The 25,254-nt window shown below is 68.1% G+C and carries 13 protein-coding genes and 1 pseudogene; 8 read left to right on the forward strand and 6 right to left on the reverse strand.

The window, feature by feature from the left end:
• Positions 1-7: 7 nt before the first annotated feature.
• The 3 genes from ACWEQO_RS32565 to ACWEQO_RS32575 form a co-directional block, all read right to left on the reverse strand.
• Positions 8-3,361, reverse strand: coding sequence for an AAA family ATPase (locus tag ACWEQO_RS32565; RefSeq protein ID WP_452986208.1), 3,354 nt, complete (start codon positions 3,359-3,361; stop codon positions 8-10).
• 36 nt (positions 3,362-3,397) lie between these two features.
• Positions 3,398-4,567 carry an exonuclease SbcCD subunit D gene (locus ACWEQO_RS32570; protein ID WP_452986209.1) on the reverse strand — a complete coding sequence of 390 codons (1,170 nt, stop codon included), beginning with the start codon at positions 4,565-4,567 and terminating at the stop codon, positions 3,398-3,400.
• 76 nt (positions 4,568-4,643) lie between these two features.
• Positions 4,644-6,599, reverse strand: coding sequence for an ATP-binding protein (locus ACWEQO_RS32575; protein ID WP_452986220.1), 1,956 nt, complete (start codon positions 6,597-6,599; stop codon positions 4,644-4,646).
• Between the two features lie 384 nt (positions 6,600-6,983).
• On the opposite strand from ACWEQO_RS32575, the gene ACWEQO_RS32580 reads away from it, so the two are divergent.
• Genes ACWEQO_RS32580 through ACWEQO_RS32600 form a run of 5 tightly spaced genes read left to right on the forward strand, consistent with a single transcriptional unit; the run spans position 6,984 to position 15,349 of the window.
• A complete protein-coding gene (locus ACWEQO_RS32580) occupies positions 6,984-8,522 on the forward strand; it encodes a DUF2397 domain-containing protein (protein ID WP_452986211.1) in 1,539 nt (512 codons plus the stop codon).
• Between the two features lie 2 nt (positions 8,523-8,524).
• Positions 8,525-9,799 (forward strand): TIGR02678 family protein, encoded by a 1,275-nt coding sequence (locus tag ACWEQO_RS32585; protein WP_452986221.1) that lies wholly within the window; start codon positions 8,525-8,527, stop codon positions 9,797-9,799.
• On the forward strand, positions 9,796-12,948 hold the full coding sequence (locus tag ACWEQO_RS32590; RefSeq protein ID WP_452986212.1) for a hypothetical protein: 3,153 nt from the start codon (positions 9,796-9,798) through the stop codon (positions 12,946-12,948). Before ACWEQO_RS32585 ends, ACWEQO_RS32590 begins: the two co-directional genes overlap by 4 nt.
• A 17-nt stretch (positions 12,949-12,965) precedes the next feature.
• On the forward strand, positions 12,966-14,033 hold the full coding sequence (locus ACWEQO_RS32595; protein WP_452986214.1) for an SbcC/MukB-like Walker B domain-containing protein: 1,068 nt from the start codon (positions 12,966-12,968) through the stop codon (positions 14,031-14,033).
• Positions 14,030-15,349 carry a TIGR02679 family protein gene (locus tag ACWEQO_RS32600; protein ID WP_452986215.1) on the forward strand — a complete coding sequence of 440 codons (1,320 nt, stop codon included), beginning with the start codon at positions 14,030-14,032 and terminating at the stop codon, positions 15,347-15,349. The genes ACWEQO_RS32595 and ACWEQO_RS32600 overlap by 4 nt, the downstream gene beginning before the upstream one ends.
• Before the next feature lie 648 nt (positions 15,350-15,997).
• Here the strand turns inward: ACWEQO_RS32600 and ACWEQO_RS32605 are convergent.
• Positions 15,998-17,249 (reverse strand): annotated as a pseudogene (locus tag ACWEQO_RS32605) (IS256 family transposase).
• Positions 17,250-17,671: 422 nt separating this feature from the next.
• Here ACWEQO_RS32605 and ACWEQO_RS32610 point away from each other — a divergent pair.
• Positions 17,672-20,770: a dsDNA nuclease domain-containing protein gene (locus ACWEQO_RS32610; RefSeq protein ID WP_452986216.1), complete on the forward strand. Its 3,099-nt coding sequence runs from the start codon at positions 17,672-17,674 to the stop codon at positions 20,768-20,770.
• 29 nt (positions 20,771-20,799) lie between these two features.
• Here ACWEQO_RS32610 and ACWEQO_RS32615 read toward each other — a convergent pair whose 3' ends face one another.
• Positions 20,800-21,375 carry an IS630 family transposase gene (locus tag ACWEQO_RS32615; protein ID WP_452986217.1) on the reverse strand — a complete coding sequence of 192 codons (576 nt, stop codon included), beginning with the start codon at positions 21,373-21,375 and terminating at the stop codon, positions 20,800-20,802.
• Complete coding sequence (locus ACWEQO_RS32620; protein WP_452986222.1) at positions 21,372-21,806, reverse strand: winged helix-turn-helix domain-containing protein; 435 nt, start codon at positions 21,804-21,806, stop codon at positions 21,372-21,374. Before ACWEQO_RS32620 ends, ACWEQO_RS32615 begins: the two co-directional genes overlap by 4 nt.
• 378 nt (positions 21,807-22,184) lie before the next feature.
• Here ACWEQO_RS32620 and istA point away from each other — a divergent pair, with 378 nt between their 5' ends.
• Complete coding sequence (gene istA, locus ACWEQO_RS32625) at positions 22,185-23,816, forward strand: IS21 family transposase (protein WP_452986218.1); 1,632 nt, start codon at positions 22,185-22,187, stop codon at positions 23,814-23,816.
• Complete coding sequence (gene istB, locus ACWEQO_RS32630) at positions 23,813-24,598, forward strand: IS21-like element helper ATPase IstB (protein ID WP_452986219.1); 786 nt, start codon at positions 23,813-23,815, stop codon at positions 24,596-24,598. Before istA ends, istB begins: the two co-directional genes overlap by 4 nt.
• Positions 24,599-25,254 lie beyond the last annotated feature (656 nt).

The raw sequence follows: 25,254 nt of genomic DNA on the forward strand, positions 1-25,254 counted from the left end.
GCGCTGGTCATGTGCCCTGCCGGGTGACGGTGGAGGTGCGGGTGTCGCGCTGGACGTGGAACTGGACCGGGATCTGTTCGGCGAGTGCAGTGACGTGGGTGATCACTCCGACCATCCGCTCTCCCAGAGAGAGGTTCTGCAGGGTGTCGGCGACGGTCTGGAGCGACTCGGCATCGAGGGTGCCGAACCCTTCGTCGAGGAAGATGGACTCCAGTTTCGTAGCGCCGCCCAGGCCGGCCAGCTGGTCGGAGAGGGCCAGTGCGAGGGCCAGGCTGGCCTGGAATGTTTCGCCGCCGGACAGGGTGCGCACCGAGCGCGAGGAATCAGCATCGAAGTGGTCGATGACGTAGAACTCGCCCTTTTGGTGGCTGAGGTCGAAGCGGTCGGCTGACAGCTGGCGTAGTGACTGGGAGGCGCCGGCGACCAAGGTGTCGAGGGCTGAGTTGGCGAGCCACTGGGGGAACTTGGTGGACCGCATCAGCCGGGCCAGCTCGGCGGCCACTTGTTGCCGGGTGCGGGCGGCGTCGATCTTGTCTCGCATCGAGGCGGCGTCGTTGAGGCTGCGTTGGATCATTTCCACCTGGCCCCGGGAGCGTTCGGCTGCGACCGCCACGACTCGCGGAGCCTGTGCGGCACGCCCCGGGCCGTCGCCGAGGTCGTGGGGATCCAGGCCGTTATCGCGCAGGAGAGCCTCCAGGCGGCCCAGGAGCTGGTCAGCTTCGTCATGGGCGGTCTGGGCGTCGGTATCTGCACGCACGGTGGCGGCCTGCCGGTCGCTGACCCCACGGTCGGCCCAGCCTGTCAGGGTGGCCCAGGCGGCGGCGAGGTCGGCGGTGTCGAGGCTCGGTGGGTTGAGTGCCGCCACCGCGTCCCGGGCGGCCGTCAATGCGGATCGGGCACTCGTGGTGCGCTCTTGCCACTGTTCCTGCTCGGCCGCCGCTGTCTTGGCCGTGTCGCGCGTGCGGCCGGCCTCGGTGGTGGCTGCCTTCACGGCCTCTTCGAGGCGGGTGCATTCCTTGAAGAGAGCCGGCAGCTTGTCTTCGGGCGGCGCCTGTCCCAGGAGTGTGTCCAGTTCGCTCAGGCGGTCGGTCAGGGTGGTCTGCGCGAGGTCGGCGGTTGCGGCGTCCCGAACGGCTGCGGTGTGGGCAGCCTGGGCGGCGACCTGCGCACGGTCGGCTGCATCCAGCGCATTGGTCGCGTCCGAGTGGGCCATTTCGGCGTCGGTAGTTTCGGCTGCGGCGGCTGCGAGGTCGTGGTCTGCGGTGGCGGTCTGGGTGCGGGCCCAGGTCTCCAGATCGGTCCAGGCCGCGGTCAGGTCGTCGGTGTCGAGGGCCGGCGGATCGAGAGCGGCCACCGTGCCCAGCGTCGAGTGCAGGGTGCTGCGGGCCCGGTCGAGTTCTCGCTGCAGTGCGGCAGCCGCCGACGCGGCGGACGCGTGCGCGGTCTCGGCTTTCTGTACTGCGTCACGCGCCTGCTGCTCATTGGCAGTCAGCTGGTCGCGATATGTGGTGAGTTTGTCGAGGTGGGCGCGGTCGGCGTCGCAGTCGCGGTCGGTGTCGGCGGGGCGGTCGGGCAGCAGCGTGCTCAGCCTCTTGTCGTGCAGGGTGCGCTGCGTGGTCAGTCCGTCCATGGCCCGCTGTTTGTCGGCGACCGTGGCCTTGGCGTCCTCGTATCGGTTCAGCAGGTCACGGTGTTCGTCTGCGGCAACGGCACGCGCCGCCTGGGCTGCGTGGAGAGCGGGGTCGGACAGCGGGGGCGGGAGGGTGGTGACGTTCTGCTCGCAGACCAGGCAGGCGTGGCCCACCTGAAGCTGGGGGCGCAGCTGCGCGGCACCGGCAAGGGCTTGAGCCTTCTCGAGCGTGGCTGTGGCCGCGTCCAGGCGCGCTTGTGCGCCAGCCACCGACTCTTCAGCTCGGCTGGTCACCTCGGCACAGTCGTCCAGCTCGCTGGTGGCGTCCGTGAGCAAGGCGATGACGTCGAGGAGTTCGTCGAGTGTGTGGTGTGCGTCCGTGAGCCGGCTGCCGTCGCCGGCGGTGGTAAGCGCGCGGGAGGCCTGTTCGTGCCGGTCCCGGGCCTCGGCCAGCTCCCCGGCGGCGGCTTCGGCCTCGCTGGAGCGAGCTGCTGCGCGGCTGGTCAGGTCGGTGACGCCGTCGGGGGTGCGGACGGCGGCCAGCAGTTGCTGGCGTTGCTGCAGTTTTTCGTGCGTCTGCCGGATCTGATCGCGGCGCTCACGGGTTTCCTCGGTACTGCGCCGGGCCTTGGAGACGGCGTCCGCCGCTGCCTTCCGCCGGTCTTCGCATTGCGCTAGCTCGTCTTGGGCGCGCTGGGCATCGGCGATCACGTCGTCGCGGCGCGCGACCAGGCCTGCCTTCTCGGTGTACCGGTCGCGGGTGAAGGTCAGGTCGGTGCGCTGGGGGCCGGACTGAGCCTCTTTGGTGGCGTCGGAGAGGGTCTGAGCGGCTGCGTCGGCGGCGTCACGGGTCTGCCGGGCCTCTATCTGTGCCTGTGTGGCATGGCGTTGCAGCTCTTCGATGCCATCGGGGGTGTGGATGGAGGTCAGCAGATCGGTCTCGCTGCGCAGCTTGTCGGCTCGGGCGTCGGCATCGTGTGCGCGGGTGTGTGCCTCGGTGACACGGGGCACGAGTTGGTCGACGGTGACGGCCAGATGTTCGAGCGTCTCGACACGCGCCTGTGCGGTGGCCTCAGCTTCTGGAGTGGCGTCGGCGTGGCGGCTCAGCTGGTCGTTGAGGACCTCGATCTCTCTGGCTGCTTGGTCTGCCTGGGCGCCGGCGCGTTTGCCGATGCCTTCGTATTGGGCGGCGCCGAGGAGTTTGAGCAGGATTTGCTGGCGGTCGCGGGCGCTGGCGGACAGGAACCGGGCGAAGTCGCCCTGGGGCAGGACGACGCACTGGCAGAAGTCGTCGAAGGACAGTCCGAGCAACTGCTCGATGGCGGGATTTAGTTCTTTGATCTCCCCGGCCAGTACTTCCGGCTGTGGTCCGTCTGCCTCGACGGCGACTGCGGTGGGGTCGGTGAACTGCACCAGGCTGACGGCCTTCTGCTGGATCTGCTGGCCGGTGCGGCGGACCTCGCGGGCGACCTGGTAGCGCTGTGATCCGACGTCGAAGGTGAGTGAGACCGTGCAGCGGTTGCTCGTGGGGGCGAGTGCGTAGGAGATGGCGTTGCTGCGTCCCCACCGGTAGGCCGAGCCGTACAGGGCGAACGTCAGCGCGTCGAGGATGGTGGACTTGCCTGAACCGGTGGGACCGACGAGGGCGAAGTAGTCGGTGTCGGTGAAGTCGACCACGGTGGGGGCACGGAAGCCGGCAAAGCCGTTGAGCTCCAGACGAACGGGACGCATCTGAGGATTCCTTCGGGCGGGTGCAGGCCTGGGGCCTCAGGGTCGGGTGGTCGAGCGAGTGAGGTCGTCGTGCAGCTGGTTGAACAAAGCCGTGACCCGGTCGTCGCTGACACCGACACTGTGGCAGTAGTCGGCAAACAGCTGCGCAGGCGTCTTGACCGGCTGGTCGACGCCGATTCCTGCCGTGGCGCCGGTGCTCGCATGATCGGGGTGGATGAGGATCTGAAGGGCGTTGGGAAGGGCTTCGTACAGGTCGTCGCGCATGCCGGCGTAGGCGGGCTGGGTGACGACAAGTCTGAGGTAGTCCTCGTCGTAGCCGGCGGGGTCGGCGGTCAGCTGGGCGACGGTTCCCTCGACGGTGCGCAGTCGGCGGCCGGTCGTGACGGGGATGTCGGTGATCTCTGCGGGGGTGCCGGGGGTTGCCTCGACGAGGCAGACGACGTGGGTGTTGTTCTGCTCGCCGAAGTCGATGGCGTAGGGGGAGCCGCTGTAGTGCACCGGGCAGGCGGCGGGGATGTGCTGGCGGCGGTGCAAGTGCCCCAGGGCCACGTAGTGGGCCTCGACGGGGAAGATGGCGGCGGGCACGTGGTATTCCATGATTGATTGGGCGGGTCGCTCGCCGCCGCCGAAGGCACCGCCGGTGCAGGTCAGGTGGGCCATGATGATGTTGACGGCGTCCGGGGTGAACGCCCCGGTCAGATTGGCGAGGACATCGCGGACGAGTTGGTCGTAAGCGCCGACGTTCTGCGACGGGGTGTTGGCAATGATCTCCGCGGCACGGACGGCGTAGCGCTGGGAGAGGAACGGCAGGACGGCGACGTTGACGGCCTCGTTGGTGGACTTGGCGCGGAAGGTGTGCACGCCGCCCTTGGTGGCCGGTCTGGCCTGTCCGTAGACGTGGATGCCGGCGACGTCCATCAGCGGCCGGTAGGCCTCGAATGTGGCGCCGTGGTCGTGGTTGCCGGCGATGACGACGACTTCGATGTTCTGTTTGGCCAGGTGCAGCAGGGTACGCACGATCAGCTTCTGGGCGTCCGCGGTCGGCGCGGCGTTTTCGTAGATGTCGCCGGCTATGAGGACGGCGTCGACGTCGTTGTCGATCGCGATCTGGGTGATCTCTCGCAGGACGCGTGTCTGTTCCTCGAGCCGGTTGCGGCCCTTGAGGGTTTTACCGACGTGCCAGTCGGAGGTGTGAAGGAACTTCACGGCGTGGGTCCTTTTCGGGTGGCTGGGCAGAGCAGCGTGGCGCGTTAGCGCACCGAGGAGGGAGGTGGGGCGGGCGTCAGTAAGGCGGCTCGTCGATGGCGCCGTCGTCGGTGTCGTCGGGCCACGGATCGCTCTCGGCCTGGGGCAGCCTGCTGAATGGGTCCGGTCGCACCGTGCTGCCGGTGCCCTGGCCGGCTGCGCGGGTGGTGAAGGTGGGGTCGGCGACCTCGGAGAGCCGGGTGGCCCAGGCGGGGAAGGGGAATTCGACGGCCAGCGGTACCGGGATCTCCGGTTGGGAGATGAACATGGTGCCGGGCCTGGCGAGCGTGGCGCGCTGACGCTGAGAGGCGGGCAGGAAGCCGTACTCGGGGCGGCCGGCCTCGGCCGCGTCGAGCCGGCCGACGATTTTGATCGAGGAGTTCGACACGATGCGCCGCTCCACCTCAGAGGCGGTCTGCTGGGCGCCGATGAGGATGATGCCGAGCGAGCGGCCGCGTTCGGCGATGTCCAGCAGTACGTCCTTGATCGGGGAGGATCCCTCGCGGGGCGCGTATTTGTTGAGCTCGTCGACCATCGTGAACAGCAGCCCGCCCGGGCCGGCTTGCTCCTTGCGGTCGGTCTCTGCGGCCAGCACGACACCGACGACGAACCGCTGGGCCCGCTCCGGCAGGTTATGCAGGTCCACCACGGTGACCTGCTGCTGCGAAGTGTCGATGGAGTGCGCAACCGGGCGGTCGGTGACCGTGCTCAGGTCGCCGCGCAGCAAGGGCCCGAGCGGCCTCTGGGACGACCGCAACCGTCGCACGAACGCATTCACCGTGCCCAGGCCGATGGCCGGGCCCGCCCAGTCCGCGCGGGTGACGTCGTCGGTGACCTTGTCGCAGATGAAGTCGACCAGGTCCGGCCAAGTGCGGAGGGTGTTCCCGTCGATGGTGACCGCGCCGTCGTTCCCAGCGGCCTGGGCCTCGCGGCGCAGCCGACTGGTGACCTGGTGCACGACGATCGTGTACTGGTTCTTCTCGTCCTCGACGTCCGCGAACACGTAGGGCAGGAACTCGCGTTCGCAGAACTCATGCAGGGTCCACCAGAAGGCGGTGACGCCGCTGGTCCTGCCGGTGACGTGGGGGCGGCCGGTAGTGTCGCCGGGCAGTGGCGGGGCGTAAAAGCCAGCCGAGGCGAAGGGCTGGGCGGGCAGGCCGAGTTGGGCGTAGGCGGCACGTAGAGTGTCGTCGAGGCGGGCGTTGGGCTGGTCGACGAACAGCAGGTCCTCGCCCTTGACCGAGAAGATCAGGGCCTTGGCGTTGACCGCGCGGGCGCCCAGGGCGCCCGAGGTGAACAGCGAGTGCAGCAAAAACAGCGCGAAGCTGGTCTTGGTTGCCACCCCTGAGATGCCCGAGATCGATACGTGGGCGCCGCGGGTGCCGTCAAGGAATTCGAGGTTGAGATAGATCGGTTCGCCGTCACGGCCGATGCCGGCGGGGACGCGCGCGTCCATCCGGTCGAAGTACAGGGCGGCGTCCCGGGCAGCGCCTGCGGCCCGGATGGCGACTTCGCCGGGGCGTGGCGGGACGTAGCACTCGGGGTCGACACGAGTGGTCGTGACCTCGGCGATCTCCTGCACGTTCGCCGGCAGGATTCCGTCGGCGATGAGGAACACGTCTGAGCCAAACGCGGCACCTTCGTGGCGGGCAACCACCTCGGTGACCACACCGGAGGTGACGATCGTGCCGCGGCCGGGGATCTCTCGCCGGGTGCTGACCACGTCGTCGAGCTGCAGATAGGCATTCGGGGAAAGCGCAACATGGAACTTCAAGGGAGTGGAGTCCTCGGTACCCGCGACCTTCCCCACCTCCTGTTCGTCCTCGCTGCTGGTGAGGAGGCCGCCCGCGGACGGCTGCCGGCCGGTCGCGGGTGCAAAACTGCGGCCGAATACGGCGCTGTCAGCGCCGCGGGGCTCGGAGTCGGTGTCGGTCATCGGCCGTTCCCTGTATCGGTCTTGCGGTGTCGGACGCTGCCGGCTGGCGGTGAACACCAAGCGGGGCGCCGAAACATCGGATGGTATCTACGAGTACAGACCGTAACTAACGGGATGCCTGCTGCGAGGGGTTTTGTCGATAGCAGAGAGAAATCGGGGCAGGCTTGAGGGCTGTGCACAGCGCAAGGGCCGGAGACACTGGCGCCGGCGGACGGCTTCCGCTAGCCGCCCCTGGCTGGCACTCTGTCAAAAGGCGATCATTTTCGGTCCTTGGTGATCGATCGCCGGGAAACAGAGTCTTCCCGCCCTAATCTGGCCGTCGGTACCTTCCTGGCCCCTGCGGCCCGGAGCCAGAGGGGGACGGGAGTGGAGGAGGGCTACTTCGGGGGCGAAGACGGCTCCGAAGACGAGTCAGACGAGCGGCGCGATCTCTTCAGGTATGTGACGGTCGACAATGTCGATAATGCGGCCGAATACCTCGCCATCATGGACCAGTTCACGCAGACACTGCTGACCGATCTGTCCGCCGCGGAGGTCAGCGAGGCACTGGCGAAACGCGGTATCGCCCTGTCCCCGGAGGATGCGGAGGCCCGCTGCGCCAGCCTGGTCCGCTGGAAGAACCTCATGCCCTCCGCACGCGACCCCCGTGTCCCCACAGTCGCCGCGCTGCGCCACACCCGGGCCCGTTTCCAGGTCACCCGGCTCGGCGGCACGGTCCACCGGCAGGTCACCAAGGTCCTGAAGATGCGCGACGGTGCGCGGGAGGTGGCCCGCGAACTGCTCGGCAGCATGGCAGCGTTGCTGTCGAAGATCCTCCGCCAGGCACGCCATCCCCGCACCATCGACGCCGAGGCCCTGGCGGCCGATGTCACGACCGTCTTCACCAACCAGGCGTACTTCGCCGACAGCATCCGCGACTTCTACGCCTACCTGTCGTCCGTGCTGGTCCGCTATGACCTGGCCGGTGAGGAGTACGCGTCGTTCAAGGGCCTGCTGCTGGAATACGTCCACCTCATCGACACCGACGTCTCCCGGCACTCCCCCGCGGTCCTGAAATGCCTGGATGACCTCCAGCCGGTCCTGGACCACGTCCTGAACGCCCTGGACAGCCTGCCGGGCCTGGCTTCCGCGGACGGCGCCCCCGTCGAGCGGCTGCCTGGACGGCAGTACAACGACTGGGCGGAACTGCAGGCCTGGTACAGCGGCGGCGAGGGCGGCCTGTCCGGCCCGGCTCAGCTGCGGGCCGCGGCCGAGTCCGCTCTGGGGCAGCTGCTCACCAACGCACGGCGCATGCTCACCCCCGGCGGCACCGGAGGAGCCAGGCGCAGCGACCTGATGCACCTGGCGGGCCTGTTCGCGCAGGCCCGTGTCGAAGAGGCCCACCGCGGCTTCTCGGCCGCCTTCGGCGCCTACCCCGCGCGTCATGTGAGTTTCGGGCCCGAGGAGGCCGACCCCCGCGACACCGCTTCGACGTCGTGGTGGGACGCCGGCCCGGTGGATGTCCCGGTCTCCTTGCGGGAGCGCGGCGACCGCACCGCGCGCGGACGCACCGCGCGGGTGCCCGACCCGGGCATGGACATCACCCGTCTGCAGGAAGAGGCCGCGCAGGAACTCGCGGCCCGCCAGACGGCCGGGGCCGAACTCGCCGCTGCCGGTGTGCTGGACGGAGCGCGCCTCACTCCGGCGGCCCGTGATCTGCTGCTGGAACTGGTGTCCATGGCGCTGGCCAAGGAACTCAGCCCGTCACAAGCCGTGCGCGTGGAGGACATCGATCTCCATGTCGCCGTAGACGTCGCGGAGTCGGACACCGACACCGTGATCAGATCGGACGACGGCGACACGACCTTCTTGCGTCTGGCTCTCAAAGCCTCGGCCGCCGACGGGGCCCGCCCCGGTGATGCAGCGGGTGCGGCAGACGAACTCACCGTCGGCACGGGCGGGGACCGGCAGCCGCCCTCGGCGGCAGGAGGCGTCCGGTGAGTGTGGACAACAGGCCGGCCGGCTCCACCGCTCAGCACGAGGCGGCGGAGCGGCGTCTGGCAGCCCGTACCCTGCTGGCCCGCCCGGTGCTGACGTCGCACCGGCAGCCGGACGAGCTGGCCGTGGTCCGCAGGCATTCCGCCGCGCTGCGCTCCACCTTCGCCAAGCTCCTGGGGTATCACCTCATCGTCGAGACCTCCTTTGCCCGGCTGGTGAAGACGCCTCCGAGCCCGGACGGTCCGCTGCGGCCCGTCCAGCAGGGAGACAGCCCGCCCTTCACCCCGCAGACCTATGCGCTGTTCTCGCTGGCCTGTGCCGCGTTGCTCACGCCCGGTACCGGGGAGTGGCTGCTGATCTCCTCGCTGGTCGAGCAGGTACGGGCCGATGCCGCCTCGGCCGGTGTCGAACTGCGCGACACTCCCTCGGAAAACCGCCGCCTGGTCCAGGCCGTCGGGCTTCTTATCGACTGGGGTGTGCTGACCGAGACCGACGGATCGCTGTCCGCCTGGAGTGAACGGCGCGAGGAGGGGGTGCTGCAGATCCACCGCCCCCTGCTGCCGCACGTGCTGCTCCGCCCGTTGCGCAATGTGGCCTCCCTCGCCGACCTGGCGGATCGGCTGCCGAGCGGGGCGTCCGAGCCCCGGCGTAGTCTGCGGCGCCGTCTGGTGGAGAACCCGCTGGTGAAGCGGGAAGAGCTCCCGGAGGACGAGCGTGATGTCCTCTCCCGGGAACGCTCGGAGCTGACGCGCCTTATGGAGGAGCACTTCGGGCTGACGCTGAAGGTCAGAGCGGAGGGGGCTTTGGCCTACGACACCGAAGGAACCCTCAGCGATGTGGCCTATCCGGGCCCGGGTACCGTGCGCCAGGCAGCGCTGTTGCTGACCGATGCACTGACCGATCTGGCCCGGCCAGCGGCGGGTCACCACGTCCCGGGGACTGCGGCAGATGTGCCGGGCCTGCTGACGCCGTGGGACACGGTCCGCGGTGAACTGGATGGCCTGGCCTCGCGCTACGCCAAGGCCTGGGCCGGTGCCTACATCGCCGATCCGGCCCGCCTACAGAAGGAGGTCGTGGCCCTGCTGGAATCCATGTCACTGGCCCGCAGCCTGCCCGAAGGACTGGTGCTGCATCCGGCAGCGGCCCGCTACCGGCCCGAACCACAAGCCCAGCCGACGCGTGCCGCACGGCGGTTGGCCGGTACACCGCCCGATGCTGCTGACGCCGCGCCGCCGTCCGACGTGCTGTTCACCGAGTCCTTCCTCAGGGAGGCATTGTGAGTGCCCTCGTCTTTCCCGGCCCGCGCACACCCGACAGCCGCGCGGGCGGGCAAGCGCCCGCCCGCGCGACCCATCCCTACCGGTGGCGGCTGAACCGGGCGGGAATCGTCAACGTCTGGTTCTACTTCGACCAGCGCTTCGATCTGTCGGGCGGCCGCCTGGTGCTGCGGGGATCGAACGGGTCCGGCAAGTCCCGGGCCCTGGAGATGCTGCTGCCGTTCGTCCTGGACGCCGACCGGCGCCGCATGGATGCCACCGGTTCCGGCAAGGTCCGGCTGGAGGACCTGATGCGGGCGGGCGGCGACGGCCAGGCCAACCGGCTCGGGTACGTGTGGCTGGAGCTCACCCGTGACGTGGAGGACGCCGACGGCGAGCAGCGCACAGAGTTCCTGACCGCGGGCGCCCTGATCCGCTTCTCGCACAGCGCCGCGGAGGCGAAGGCCTGGTACTTCCTCACCCCCCTGCGGGTCGACGAGGACCTGGTCCTGCTCGACACCAGCCGGGTCCCGCTGTCGAAAGAAGGCCTGGCCGCCGTCATCGGAGCGGACCGTCTGACCTCATCTCCCGACGTCCACCGCGACCGGGTACGCACGGCCGTCTTCGGGCTCCACGGCGACCAAGGACGCGAGCGGTATACGGGACTGCTGCAGCTGCTGCGCACGCTGCGCTCGCCCGACGTGGGCAACCGCATCGACGAAGGCCGCCTGCCTCAGATCCTTTCCGACGCCCTGCCCCCGCTGTCCGACAAGGCCATCGCCACAGCGGGTGAGGAACTCGACGGGCTGGAAGAGACCCGGGCCGCGCTGGCCCGGCTGGAAACCGCCTACGGTCACGTCGCCGACTTCCTCAGGGTCTACACCCGTTACGCCACGGGCGTCTGTATCGCCGCCGGTGACCGCACCCAGGCTGCGGCCGTCCTGGCCCGGGACACCGAAACGAGGGCCGCACAGCGGGAGAAGACACACCTCCAGCTCGTCCGCGACCATGCCGACGCCGTAGCCGAGGTCCGCGAACTGGACGGCTATCGCGACGAGTTGGAAGCAACCGTCGCCGGAATCCGGCAGTCCAGCGAGTACCGGGCCGCCCGGGAGCTCAGCGAACGTCTCAGCACCCTGCAGGCTCTGGAAGCGTCCGCCCGCAACGCCATGGCCACCGCTGAGGGTGCCCGTGACGAAGAACAGCGCACCGCCGACGCGTGCAACGAAGCGGCCCAGGACGTCAAGAGCGCGGCAGAGGAGGCGGCCCGGATCGTCCAGCAGGTCGGTGAACTCCTGGCGGGGGCAGGTCTCAACACTCCGCTTCCCGCTGCCCCGCACGTCGAGGTGCGGGAGCCGGAGCCCGTGGTGGAGCCGGTGCGCACCACAGCGGATGCCGACCCGGAGCCCGTCAGCCGCCCGGCGGCACTGCGCCTCGTCCCCGCCCCGGACGACATCGCCGTGACCATCGACGCGCTGCTCGCGGCGATCCCCGCGCTGGGCTCGGCTGCGGCCACCCGAGCCCAGCAGGCAGCCGCACGGGCCGGCGAGGCCCGAGAACTGGTCTCCGCTCTCGAGAAAGTACGGCGCGCACAGGACCGGGCCGAAGACGCCGCCGAAGACGCCGTCGAGGCTGAAGACAAAGCAGAGCAGGCGGAAGCCAGACGCGATGAAGCGGCAGTGAAGCTGGCCGTGGACTGGCGGACCTGGACGGCATCTGCGCGCTCGCAGCGCCTGCTGGGCGACGTCGACTGGCACGGCACGGCCGTCGCCGCTCTCCTGGACGATGTCGAAGCCCTCGCTGGTGACGTGTCGGCCGGCCCGGACGCCGACCGGGAACTGGCCCGCCTGGACGCCCTCGCCCATCAGGTGGCCGCGCCTGCCCGGGCCCTGCACGCCCAGCAGACGGCCGCATTGGCCGCACAGGCACAGCAGGACAATGCCCAACGTGAGCAGTTGCTGGCCGAAGCCGGGGAACTGCGCCGGGAGCGCGATGTGCCGCCGTCGATGCCGGACTGGCTGGACAGCCCGCCTACCGACGCACCGGCGCTGTGGCAGCTGCTGGAGTTCCGTCCCGAGGTCGACGCGGGGGTGCGGACCGGCGTGGAGGGCGCCCTGCTGGCCTCGGGGCTGCTGTACGGCGTCCTCACACAGGATGGCGACGTGGTCGCCGAAAGAGGGCAGCTGCTGCTGGGGACCGGCGGTCCCCCGGCGCTGCGCTCACTGCGCACGCTGCTGGTCCCGGCCGGGAGCGACAGCAGGGAGGTGGCGCGCGTCAACGCCGTCCTGGATCAGATCGCCCTGAGTCCGGGGCACCCCACCTGGGTGGTGCCCGACGGCTCGTGGGGCAACGGTCCTCTGAGAGGACGCCACCTGCCCGCAAGCGCCCGCTACATCGGCGCCAGGGCGCGGGCGGCCGCCCGCGCGGCCCGTCTCGCCGAGATCGACGTCCTGCTCGAACAGTTGCAGCAGGCGGCACAGGAGCGCAGCGAGCAGCAGGACACCCTGGAGGCCGGGCTGCGGGACCTGGAGAGCCACCTGGTGGAGGCTCCGCGCTCCGTGCAGCTCGCGACGCTGCGCCTGCAGGCCGCCTCAGCCCGCACGAACGCAGTCGCCGCCCGCCGGCAAGCAGGCGCGCTCGCGGAGGAGGCCCAGCGGACGCAGCGGGCCTGGACGGCCCGCCAGCACAGCCACCGCGAGGTCTGTGCGGCCCTGGGAATGCCCGACGACGCAGAGGGTCTGCGGACCACGCAGGCCTGTGCGGAGCGGTCGCAGACCATGTGCCGGGATGTGGACCGCTCCGGCGAAGCAGTCAAGAAGCATCTCGCCCGTCGTCAGCTCCTGCTGGCACGCCTGCGCACCGTCCGCGACCGGCGCAGTGAGGCGGAGGGGCACGCCGAGTCGGCAGGCCTGGACTGGTCGCGGGAGGCCTCGGCGCTGGCCGCATTGCGCGAGAGCCTCGGCTCCAGCCCGCAGGAGGTGCACGACCGTCTTGAGGCAGCCGAACGGGAGCTGAAGCAGACCAAGGCGGTCCTGCAGCGCACCAACAGCCAGGTACTCGACCTGACCGGCCAGGTGGCCACGGCCAAGGAGAAGGCGCAGGGCGCCCGGGAGAAAGCGCAAGAGGCACGGGGGCCCTCGTCCAGCAAGCTAAGGCGCTGCACCGGCGCCTGAGCCATCCGGCTCAGGCCGTGGCTCTGGTGCCGGGCATGGTTGCTCCTGCGGTACTGCTGTCGGCGAGCCCCGGTGCGGACGATGTCCTGGCGGCGGTGCGCGAGGTGAGGGCAGCGGTGCAGCGGCCGGACAGCACCGCCGATGCCACCGCGCTGGTACGTGCCCAGTCGGTACTGGAACGCAACACCGCGGGCGCCTACGACGTGACCGTCACGATCGAGGACGACCTGCATGTCGTAGAACTGACGGATGCCAGCGGACGGCGCCACATCGCCGATGCCGCAGCCGAACTGCGGGAACGGCGCGACCGCGGACGCAGCGCACTGACCCAGCGTGAGCGCACGGCCTTTCACAACTTCGTCCTGGGCGGGATGGCCGAAGAACTACGCAACCGCATCCTCGAGGCTGAAGAACTGATCAAGGCGATGAACGCCTCGCTTCAGCCCATCACCACAAGCCACGGCATCGGCGTCAAGATCCGCTGGCGCCTTGCCGATTCGGCCAACGAGCACATCACGCGGATCAAAGAGCTGATGAAACGCGACGTCCATGTGCTGCGTGAAGCGGAATCCGAAGAACTCATCAGTCGGCTCAAGGCACTCGTGGACACCGCCTACAGCGACGACCCCCAGGCCGGATACGCCACCCACCTGCACACGGCTCTCGACTACCGGGGCTGGCACGTCGTGGACGCCTTCATCACCGGTCCCGAACCCGGCCAGGAACGCAAGATCAGCCGCCGGGCCAAGCTCTCGCAGGGCGAGACCCGCTTCGTGTCCTACGTGACCCTGTTCGCCGCCGCCGATGCCTACCTCAGCAGCCTGCCCGACACCGGCCGCGCCCTGCGGCTGATCCTCCTGGACGACGCATTCGCCAAAGTCGACCACCGCACCATCGGTGAACTGATGGCGCTTCTGGTCCGCCTGGACCTCGACTTCGTCATGACCGGCCACGCCCTGTGGGGATTCTTCGCCGAGGTTCCCGCTCTGGACATCTACGAAGTGCGGCGCGCCGAAGGCACCGCGGCCGTGACCACCCACGTCCACTGGGACGGTCGCAACCGCCACCTGCGCGCCGCATCATGAGCCTCCATCTCCTCCCCCAGCTCCCCGCCCCCGTCCGCAGCTACCTCGACGACCCCAGCCTCACCGCGCTGTGGGCGGCGGCCCGTAAACGGCTGGAGCGCAACCGCCTGGCCCCCACCGGCACCGTGCAGGCCCAGCTCGACACCGAAGGCGCCAAGCGACTCGGAGGACTGCTCGGCACCCGGCTCGAGCCCGGCCTGCGCCGCATCCAACTGGGCGCCCTGGACGTGGCCTTGAGGGCATCGGCCGCCCAATGCGGCCTCGTCAGTGTCGTGGCGGAGCTGACCGGCCGGCCCCTACAGGACCGGATGTCGGCCAAAGAGGCGCGGCAGACAGCGTGGACGGCGCTATGGCAGCAGCTGGATGGCGACCTCACCGGTGCAGACCTGGCCCACGCGGGCTGGATCGCCGAATGGATCGGGGAGTTGAGGAGCACCGGCATTCTCACCCGGGCCGGCATCGAAGCGGCCGCTACGGCCCTCAGTAGCGCCGTGCGCACCATCGCCACACTTACGAACACGCCCCTTCACACCTCGGCCGGCACCGGAGCAGAGGCTGTGAAGCAGTGGGAACTGAGCGAGCTCGCCGCACACACGACCGGCGACGCCCACGGACTCGACGAGAGCCGTCTCACCAGCATCCTGGTCCTTAAGGCCATCGCGGCAGCCTGCACACTGCCCTCGCCCGACTCAGGCGCAAGCCGCCGGCTGCTGTGGGAGCGGGTCGGCGTCAGCACAGACACCCTGTCCGGGACCGTCATGGTGTGGAAGCTGGACCCGCCCGGAATCCATCCCTGGGCGATGATGATGCGCACGCGCAACGATCTGTCGCTGGTGACGCACCTGACCCTTCAAGAGCTGCGCACTGTCTCCGATGTCGCTCTGACAGTGCCGGGGGCAACCGTGTATGTCTGCGAGAACCCGCAAGTGCTTCAGGCAGCCGCGCGGTATGGCCTGCCCGGCGTCCTGGTGTGCGGCAGCGGCAACCCGTCTGCGGCGGGGTGGGAACTACTGCGGCGGCTCGTCGCCAGCGGGGCAAACGTCGCCTACCACGGCGACTTCGACTGGCCCGGCGTCGCCATCGCCGAACGGGTGATCCGGCTGGGCGCTCGCCCCTGGCGCATGCACAGCACGGACTACCTCGACGCACTGGCAGAACTACCCGCCGACCGGCTTACCCCACTGACGGGGGCCCCTGCGCCCTCGCCCTGGGATCCGCGGCTTGAGGCCATGATGGCTCAACGAGGCCTCGCCGTTCACGAAGAAGCACAGCTGGACCGACTTCTACACGACGTGCGTCACGCTACATCCAGGTGACACCCATTTGCGGCCGACTGCCCGCGCAATATCCGAGGGGTGCGGTGTATACACAACCCAGTCGTGCACAACTTGAACGACCGGTGCGACTACGGGGCCAACAGCCCCGGATCGACGCACGGCTACTCAGTGCAGCTCAGCGACACCGGTGCCGGGGTGACGAGTGCCGTCGCCACCGCAGCGTGCTTGCTCTCATGCACCGGGGCGCCTCGCACGCCACGCTCGACGCCCGCGCCGTGAGCGTCCTCTGGGACACCTCTGTCCAGCATGTCGAGTGCGACAACCGGCACGACCCGCGTTACCTGGTGCGACGGCCCCGGCTGTCGGCGCGCCGCGCACAGCACCTACGGGCACCTCGACCGGGCGCCCGTGAGCCGAGGTCTACAGGTGCCCGCCCCCTGCCCGGGGTCTGTCAAACGAGCGGCTCTGTCTCACATTCGGTGGTGACAGAGCGTCATCATTGATGTACCTGGTCCGAGCTTCAAGGAGAGCAGTCGCAGACGCGCCATCGACCAGGGCAAGCACGGTGCTGACGATCACGTCACCCGCGCTGGCCTGGGAGTGTCACTACCGGCAACGACAACTACTTACCGTCACCACCGAATGTGAGGCAGAGCCAAACGAGCGGTGTAACCAGGGTGGTTGGGGTTACTGACGGGCTGCGGAGAGTCGGCCGTCGAAGGTGATGTCGAAGGCGTTCAGGGCGGTCTTCCAGCGCATGGTCCAGCGGGCCTGGCCCTTGCCGGTGGGGTCCAGGCTCATGATGGCCATGTAGACGCACTTCAAGGCGGCGGTCTCGTTCGGGAAGTGCCCGCGTGCCTTGACCGCTCGCCGGATCCTGGCGTTCACGGACTCGATCGCGTTCGTGGTACAGACGATGCGGCGGATCTCGGTATCGAAGCGGAGGAACGGGGTGAACTCTTCCCACGCGTTCTCCCAGAGCCGGACGATCGCCGGGTACTTCTTGCCCCAGACATCGGCGAACTCGGCGAACCGCTCGAGTGCGGCCTCTTCGGTCGGCGCGGTGTAGACGGGCTTGAGGACACGAGCGATCTTGTCCCAGTCCTGGCGGGCGGCATAGCGGAAGGAGTTCCGCAGCAGGTGGACCACACAGGTCTGCACGACCGTCCTGGGCCAGACCGTCTCGACCGCCTCGGGCAGACCCCTGAGACCGTCGCAGACGAGCATGAGGACGTCGTTCACACCCCGGTTCTTGATCTCGGTGAGGATGTGCATCCAGTGCTTGGCGCCCTCACCGCCGTCGCCGGCCCACAGGCCCAGGATGTCCCGCCGGCCCTCCGCGGTGACGGCCAGGGCCACGTAGATCGGCCGGTTGGCCACGGCGCCGTCGCGGATCTTCACGTGGATCGCGTCGATAAAGACCACCGGGTAGACGACGTCGAGGGGCCGGTTCTGCCACTCGGCCATGCCGTCCATGACCTTGTCGGTGATGGTGGAGATGGTCTGCTTGGAGACGTCGGCCCCGTAGACCTCGGCGAGGTGGGCCTGGACCTCGCCGGTCGTCAGGCCCTTCGCGGACAGAGAGATCACCATCTCGTCGACGCCGGACAGGCGTTTTTGCCGCTTGCGCACGATCTTCGGCTCGAAGGTTCCGTCCCGGTCGCGGGGCACGGATATCTCGACCGGTCCGACCTCGGTGAGCACGGTCTTGCCGCGGGTGCCGTTGCGGGAGTTGCCGCCGTTCTTGCCGGCCGGGTCGTGCTTGTCATAGCCGAGGTGGTCGGTGATCTCGCCCTCGAGGGCGGACTCCAGCAACCGCTTGGTCAGCTGCTGCAACAGCCCGCCCTCGCCCGTCAGCTGCAGGCTCGGCCCGGGCCCGGCCCACCAGTTCGTCGATGAGCTGGTCGTCCACCGCCTTCGACGGCTGCGGCTCAGGCATCTCGACGAACTGGGCCTCGGACACGTTCTCACTGGTCATCGGTGCATCTTCCTTGATCAGGAGTTACACCGAACGTTTGGCTCTGCCTCACATTCGGTGGTGACGGTAAGTAGTTGTCGTTGCCGGTAGTGACACTCCCAGGCCAGCGCGGGTGACGTGATCGTCAGCACCGTGCTTGCCCTGGTCGATGGCGCGTCTGCGACTGCTCTCCTTGAAGCTCGGACCAGGTACATCAATGATGACGCTCTGTCACCACCGAATGTGAGACAGAGCCGAACGTTTTACAGTCCCCCACCCGGCCCGAACCAAACGATCACGTTCGGAAAGCGGATGGCGTCTGACGAACGGGACCACCACACCAGTCATCAGCGGACAGGCTGAACACTAAGCTGAACGACGCCGCACGCATTCGGGGGGATCTTGTGACCGATCCGATCAACATCGTGGCGCCGGATGATTCCGGCTCCATGACTCAGCAGCGCTTCGAGTTCCAGGCACACGCCGCGCTGCGACCGGTCCTTCAAATGCTTGGGGGAATGGGCGTCAGGCATGTGACGTGTGAGCACATCGAGGACATCGTGGTGGCTTCGGCGGACCCTGATGGTCTGGCCATGCACTGGGACTTCCAACAGATCAAGACACGCGATGGTAACGAGTCGTGGACTCTGGCCCGGATCATCAAGGCCGAACCTCTGCGCAGTCTGTGGCGTACGCACCAGACGCTCAAGGGTTCCGGGCTCACGTACCAACTCACGGTGGGACTGGAGGGGCAGCTTCAGAAGAGTGACGATGTCAAAGCCCTGGCCAGTGGTTCGGGTGGTAGTCGTGCAGCGGTGGTCCAGCAGATCGGGAGCCACTTGAACGTCTCGGATCGTGCGTTGTTGGTCGAGTTTCTGGGCCTGGTTCGTATGGAGGAGTTGCCTAGGCGTGGTGAGCTCGAGCTACGAAACTGGAAGGCGCTGCAGGACCTGGCACCTGACCTGACTGGTGGTCAGGTCGATGCGTTGTACGAGCGGCTTCTGCAGCTCACGCACCGTGCTATGCAGGGCAGTGCCGGACCGAACTGGCCCACGATGGTCGCGGTTCCCGATCCGACCGAACAGATTCTCCGCAAGCGGATCACTCTCTCTCTTCTAGCCGAAGAGATCCGCCGGTCAGGACTGGGTGCCTTGTGCGCGCGGGTGGGCGTGGTGGACCTTCCTGGCCGTGCCGGGGGCGCCCGGAGCGCTGGCCTGCCGCTGCAGGTCGGATTGATCCCGGTGCTTGCTGACGACTTCCAGGGCCGTGCTGTGCAAGGTCTCCTCCGCTCTGGGGCCACGGCCGACGGCCAGCAGGTGTACAGCCACGTACTGGCAGGAATGGGTGGCACTGGTAAGAGTCAGGTCGCCGCCCATCATGCCGATTGGCTGTTGAGGCAGGGGAAGACGGATCTGGTGGTGTGGGCCAACGCCGCCAGTGTCGAGGGTATCCGCGGGACCTTCGGCAGGGCTGCAGCGATGGTCGGCGCCGTCGAAGCCGGCAACCTCGAGACCGCACCAACCGCGTTCGTGGAATGGCTCGGGACTGCCGGGTGCAGGTGGCTCATCGTCCTGGACGACCTCCGTGACCCACTGGACATGCGCGGCTTGTGGCCTCCTAAGCGTGAGGCCGGGCAGGTGGTGATTACCACCCGTCGGCGCGATCCCGGCCTTCGTTCCTCCATGCAGGACCTTATTGAGTTCGGTCCGTTCTCCCCTGGCCAGTCGAGCGCATATCTCAGTCGCCGGTTTGCCACGCATCGCCTGTCCGAGCCGCCTGAAGAAATCGCCAGCCTGGCCGAGGAACTCGGTCACCTACCGCTTGCGCTGGCTCAAGCGGCCTCGTATGTGGTCGACCTCTCGGACGCCGGGATGACTGTTGCCCGGTACCGTGATCTGCTGAATCGACGGCTCCCTCTCACAGAGCTCTCTCCCAGTCCGGCTGCTCTCCCTGACGGCCAGAGTGAAACCCTCGCCAGAGTGCTGGGGCTCTCCCTCGAGCGGGCCGACGAGGTCACCAGCGGCCTGGCAACGCCGATCTTGCAGCTTGCCAGCTTCCTCGACCCGTCCGGATTCCCAGCCAGCGTGCTCACAACCTGGCGCGCCATCACGTACCTCTCCACTGCTCTCAATAACTCGAGGTCCTGGACCGAGCACGTGCGCGCAGACGACGTGACCCAAGCAATGCGGACGCTAAGTCGCCTCAGCCTGGTGAACCTCTCCCCTGTCCGCGGCCATGCTGCGGGCCACCGTTCCGAGGACCTGGTGGCCGTCCACGCGCTCACCCAGCACGCGGCCTACGACACGATCCCGCGGGGATGGCACGGCGTTCTGGGGCGCACTGTCGGCGGCGCGCTCTCCGAGGTATGGCCTGAGGACAATCACGATGGCGACATCACCAGGGCACTGCTGACCAGTGCCTTCAGGTTGGAGTCAGCCGTGGGAGAGGAGGATCTGTGGGATCCCGACTGCGATCCGCAGTTCCTGCTCAAGGCCAGTCGCAGCCTTGGCGAGAGCGGTGAGGTCAGCGACGCCGTCGCTCGCTTCGGTGAGCTCGCAACTACAGCAGCCCACTGGTTCGAACCTGAGGACACGTACACCCTGAGTGCGCGACATGGACACGCGTTCTGGCGCTGCGAGGCTGGAGACCCAGCCGGAGCGGCGAAGGAGTTCGCGGAGCTGGCCGCGGTGCGTATGCGTGTCCTCGGCCCTGATCACATCCAGACTCTCGTCACCCGTGGGAACCACGCCCGATGTCTGGGAGAGGCAGGAGACGTCGCGGAGGCTGTCCGGCTTCTGGAGGAGCTCCTCGAGCATCAACTCCGGGTTCTCGGCCCCGACCACCGTGAGGTCCTGATTGTCCGCAACAACCTGGCCAGTTGGGAGGAGGATCCGTTCGAAGCGTTGGAGCAGCATCAAGCTCTGCTGGGCGACGAGGTCCGGGTCCTGGGTTCTGACCACGCTCACATCCTCACCACACGCGAAAACATCCTCCATCTGACGCGCGAAATCGGCACCGAAGACGAGATCAACGGAGCATTCGAGGCACTGCTGGAGGACCAGGCCCAAATCCTCGGGTCCGGCCACCCCGAGATCCTCGGCACGAGAAGCGACTTGGCCCACCACCGCGGCGACACCGAAGCCGCAGCCGAGTACATGCGCGGCCTACTCTCACACCGCATCGACGCCCTGGGGCCCGACCATCCACGTACACTCACGGCCCGTCATAAGCTCATTGGGTTGCAGGCGCCGCTCTCGCCCGTCGACGAGCAGGTGGCATCCCGCGAGGCACTGTTCTGGGACATGGAGCGCGTGTTCGGGTCTGACCACCGGAACACCCTCATCGCTCGCCGCGAGCTGGCGTTCTCACGTCACCTTGCGGGTGACACCGAACGAGCCGTCGCCGAGTTGGAACAGCTCCTCACCGACCTGGAACCGTTGTCCCACACCGACGTGAACTTCAACGTTTATTTCCTGCTGAAGGACATTCAACAGAAGGGTTGAATCGTGATGGACTTCTACTGAGGTTTTCGTTAGTTCTGTGGTGGTTGGGGATGAATAGTCAGGCCGGTGTGGGTGAGGAAGGACCACGGGAGTTGCTCGCTGGAGCAGACTCGGCGGATGCCGCGTTCGGCTGCGTCAGCGACATCGGCGAGGTGGTTGCCGGCGAGGTTGGCCGGCCCGCGGGTCTTGATGGCCGACCACAGCAGTTCGACCGGGTTGAGTTCGGGTGCGCAGGCCGGCAGCCGCTCGAGGATGAGCCAGTCCTGCCCGGCCACCCAGGCCCGCATGCCCCGACTCCAGTGAGCGGACAGTCCATCCCATACCAACACCACCGACTCACCGGCGTAGAAGGTCTTGATCTGTTCCAGCACCTCGATCAGGGAAGTGGTGTCGTAGCTGCCCGGCTTGAGGTGGAAGCACAGCCGCGGGCCGCGTTCGGGGTCGGCGGCGTGATAGCCCAGCGCGGCGGCCATCCCGGCTCGTTTCCAGTTCAGCCGGTGCCGCAAGAGCGGAGTGCGGCCGCGGGGTGCGTAGGTGCGACGCACCTCGGGCAGCAGCGATACGCCTGATTCGTCGAAGAACACGATCCAGGCACGTTTCTTCACCGCCCCCTTTTGATGCGCGGCCACTCCTGGGCGACCCATCGGGCGATCTCGGACTCGTCCCGCTCGACGGCCTGGCGCCTGGGCCGCTGCAGACTCCACCCCAGCCGCCCGGTCAGCAGGCGCCATACCGAGGCCCGGGCCAACTTCACCCCGGTCACCCGCTCAACCACCACGCCGACCCGTTCCAGCGTCCACAGATCCGCCTCGAACTCGTATGCCGGGGCGCCCTGCTCCAGCACAGCCCGAACCGCTTCGACCTGGGCGTCATCCAGCTTGGGCGGCCGACCGGTGTCCGGGCGCCGCCGCAGTGCCCGAGCCCCGCCCTGCTCCCACAGGCGTTTCCACCGGCGCACGCTCTCGGAGTGCATCCCCACCATCCGTGCAACCTCGGATGTAGAACGTCCCTGCGCGAACGACTCGACCGCCCGCATGCGACGGGCCTCGGCCAACTGCGGCCGCGTCAACGGCAGAACGGAGACGTCGGAAACAACGGCCTGCGACTGGGAAGACACACCAACATGTTCACACCACCGAAGCTCCTGCCCCCACAGAACTAACGAAAAACTCAGTAGAGGGCGTCTGGAAAGCCTGTCAGCGGGCTGATCTCGCGAGGCGGCGGAGGAGGAGCATGGCCATGGCGAGATAAATGTGGCATTAACGCTCTGAATCGGCCCCACTTTCCGGCCTGAGTTGGCTCCACCCCTGGGGGCGTACGGGAGCGTTCGGGGGTTGTTCCGGTCTGATCTGGCCCCACCGGGTGGCGGGTGGTGGGACGGTCGTGGTGGGCCACCGTGTGGGGGCGATGCCGGATGGAGTTGTCCAGGGAAGAGCTGTTCCTGCGGATCCGCCGTGACTCGTGGCAGGAGGGGCTGTCGATGCGGGCGCTGGCCCGCAAGTACGGCGTGCACCGCCGGCTCGTACGCGAGGCTCTGGCATCCCCGGTGCCCAGGCCGCGGAAGAGGCCGGTGCGGCCCTCGCCCAGGTTGGATCCGTTCAAGAAGACGATCGACGAGTGGCTGCTGGGGGATCTGGAAGCACCGCCGAAGCAGCGGCACACAGTCCAGCGGATCTTGAACCGGCTGCGGCAGGAGTGCGGGGCGGAGATCGCCTACACCACGGTCTGGGACTACGTCTCCCGCCGACGTCGGGAGATCGCCGAGGCTGCGGGGGCGGCACCGGCGGCGGGGTTCGTCATCCGCCACAACCAGCCGGGCATGGACGCCGAGGTCGACTTCGGCGAGGCATGGGTGGACCTGGCGGGCGAGAGGACGAAGTGCTTCGTCTTCGCCCTGCGTCTGGCCTACTCGGGCAAGGCCGTGCACCGCATCACCACCTCATGCGGCCAGGAAGCATTCCTGGACGGCCACGTTCACGCCTTCCGCACCCTGGGCGGCGTCCCGGGCGGGCAGATCCGCTACGACAACCTCTCCCCAGCGGTCTCCCGGGTGATCCACAAGAGCCGGTCACGGGACGAACACCCCAGGTGGACAGAGTTCCGCCAGCACTTCGGGCTCACCCCCTTCTACTGCGAGCCAGGACTCCGCGGCGCCCATGAGAAGGGCGGAGTGGAAGGCCAGGTCGGCTACTTCCGCCGCAACTACCTCACGCCCGTGCCCCGGGTGGGCTCCCTGGATGAGCTGAACGCGTCCTTCGCCGAGTTCGAGCGGGCAGAGGAAGGCCGGCGGATCGGGATGCGGATCCGCACGATCGGCCAGGACTTCGCCCACGAGTCCATGCTGCTGATGCCGCTGCCGCAGGACTCCTTCGAGACCGGCCTCGTGTTCACCCCGCGGGTGGACCGCTACGGGATGATCGCGGTGCGGGTCTGCCGCTACTCCGTCCCGGCCCGGTTCATCGGCCGCACCGTCCGCGTCGTGCTCCGCTCGAGCGACCTGATCGTCTTCCACGGCCGCACCGAGATCGCCCGTCACCCCCGCCTGACGGCGAAGGGCGCCGAGCGGGTCGTCCTGGACCACTTCCTCGAAGTCCTTCTGGCCAAGCCCGGCGCCATGGCCGGCTCCGAAGCCCTGGACCAGGCCCGCCGCGAGGGCACGTTCACCGCCGCCCACGAAGCGTTCTGGGCTGCGGCGAAGAAGGCCGAAGGCGACACCGAGGGCACCAAGCAGTTGGTCCACGTGCTCCTGCTGCACCGCCACCTCGAACACCGCGATGTGATTGCTGGCATCCGATCCGCCCTCGCGGCCGGCTCCCACGCCGCCGACATCGTCGCGCTCGAAGCCCGCAAGGCCGCTCAAGCCGATGGCCGTTCCCCCACCGTGACGGTCAGCGGGCCGGCACCAGCTCTGCCTGGGCCAGAACCCAGTGAGGTGGTCAGCCTGAACGCCCGCCGGGCCGTCCGCCTCCCCAACGACCAGCGTCCTCTGCCCTCGCTCGATCGCTGGGACCAGCTTTTGAACCGCTCCAGGAAGGACGCGCCATGACCGGCCTGCACCACAACCTGACCGAGACCGCCTCCGACGCGGCGATCGACACCGCCTGCCGGGTCCTGCGGCTGCCCACGATGCGAGCCCAGTTCCCCTACCTCGTCGCCCGCGCCGAACGCGAACAGCTCTCCTACCGAGGGTTCCTGGCCGAGCTGCTGATGTCCGAGTGCGAGGACCGCGACCGGCGACGCTCGGAGCGACGGATCCGGGCGGCCGGCTTCCCCCGCCAGAAGTGGCTCTCCGACTTCGACTACAGCGCCAACCCCAACGTCGTCCCGGCTGTGGTCAACAACCTCGCCACCTGCGACTGGGTCAAGAAGGGCGAGCCGCTCTGCCTGATCGGGGACTCCGGCACCGGCAAGTCCCACCTGCTGATCGGCCTCGGGACGGCTGCGGCCATGGCCGGCTGCCGCGTCCGCTATGCCCTGGCCGCCAAGCTCGTCAACGAGCTCGTCGAGGCCGCCGATGAGAAGCAGCTGTCGAAGACGATCGCCCGTTACGGGCGCGTCGATCTTCTCTGCATTGATGAGCTGGGCTATCTCGAGCTTGACCGGCGGGGAGCCGAGATGCTGTTCCAGGTACTGACCGAGAGGGAGGAGAAGAACAGCGTGGCCATCGCTTCGAACGAGTCGTTCGGAGGCTGGACCAAGACGTTCACTGACCCGCGGCTCTGCGCGGCCATCGTCGACCGGCTCACCTTCAACGGCACCATCATCGAGACCGGCACCGAGTCCTACCGCCTCGCCCAGACCAAGGCCAAGCAGCAGGCGAAGAAGTAGCCCTCACAGATGACCGGTCACCCTCTGGATGCGGATCATGGCTTCCGGCGACCCTGGCGATCGAGATAGTCGACCAGTTTCGCCTCGCTGCGACGCAGTCGAACAGACTCGTCCTCAGGCAGGGACCCTAGTGCGTCGGCGAGGACACGTGTTCGGGGAATGTGGACCATCGCACCGGAGTAGATCCGGCACCCGGAGCACCATGCCAAGCCGACGCACCGCTCAAACATCGAGGACTCGGGCGGATAGAGACGGAACTGATAGGAGCGGACTTCTGTCCTGCAGGCAGCACAGATTCGGCCATCACCGTCCCTGACCGTGTCCCAGGTCGCGACCTTGATCCAGTGCTGCCGCCCGGCCGGTGCTCTTCAAGTCGTCATGCGCAGCATTCTCTCTCATGACCCCATCGGCCCACCTCAACAGCCCCACAAACCACCACGGCTGGCCCCGCTGGAACCGGAACCCGGAGCCACTTCAGGCCGGAACAAGCGTCGTTTCAACCACGGACGTGGGGCCAGCCCAGACCGAAAATCTGGGGCCACTTCGCACCGTTAACGCCAATAAGAAGTCATCTCATTTGGCTCGATAGGCTACTGGGCATGGCAGGGATCGTTGAGCGGCTGGTGCCGGATGAGTTGTGGGAGCTGTTCCAGCGC

Source organism: Streptomyces sp. NPDC004051 (assembly GCF_053604275.1).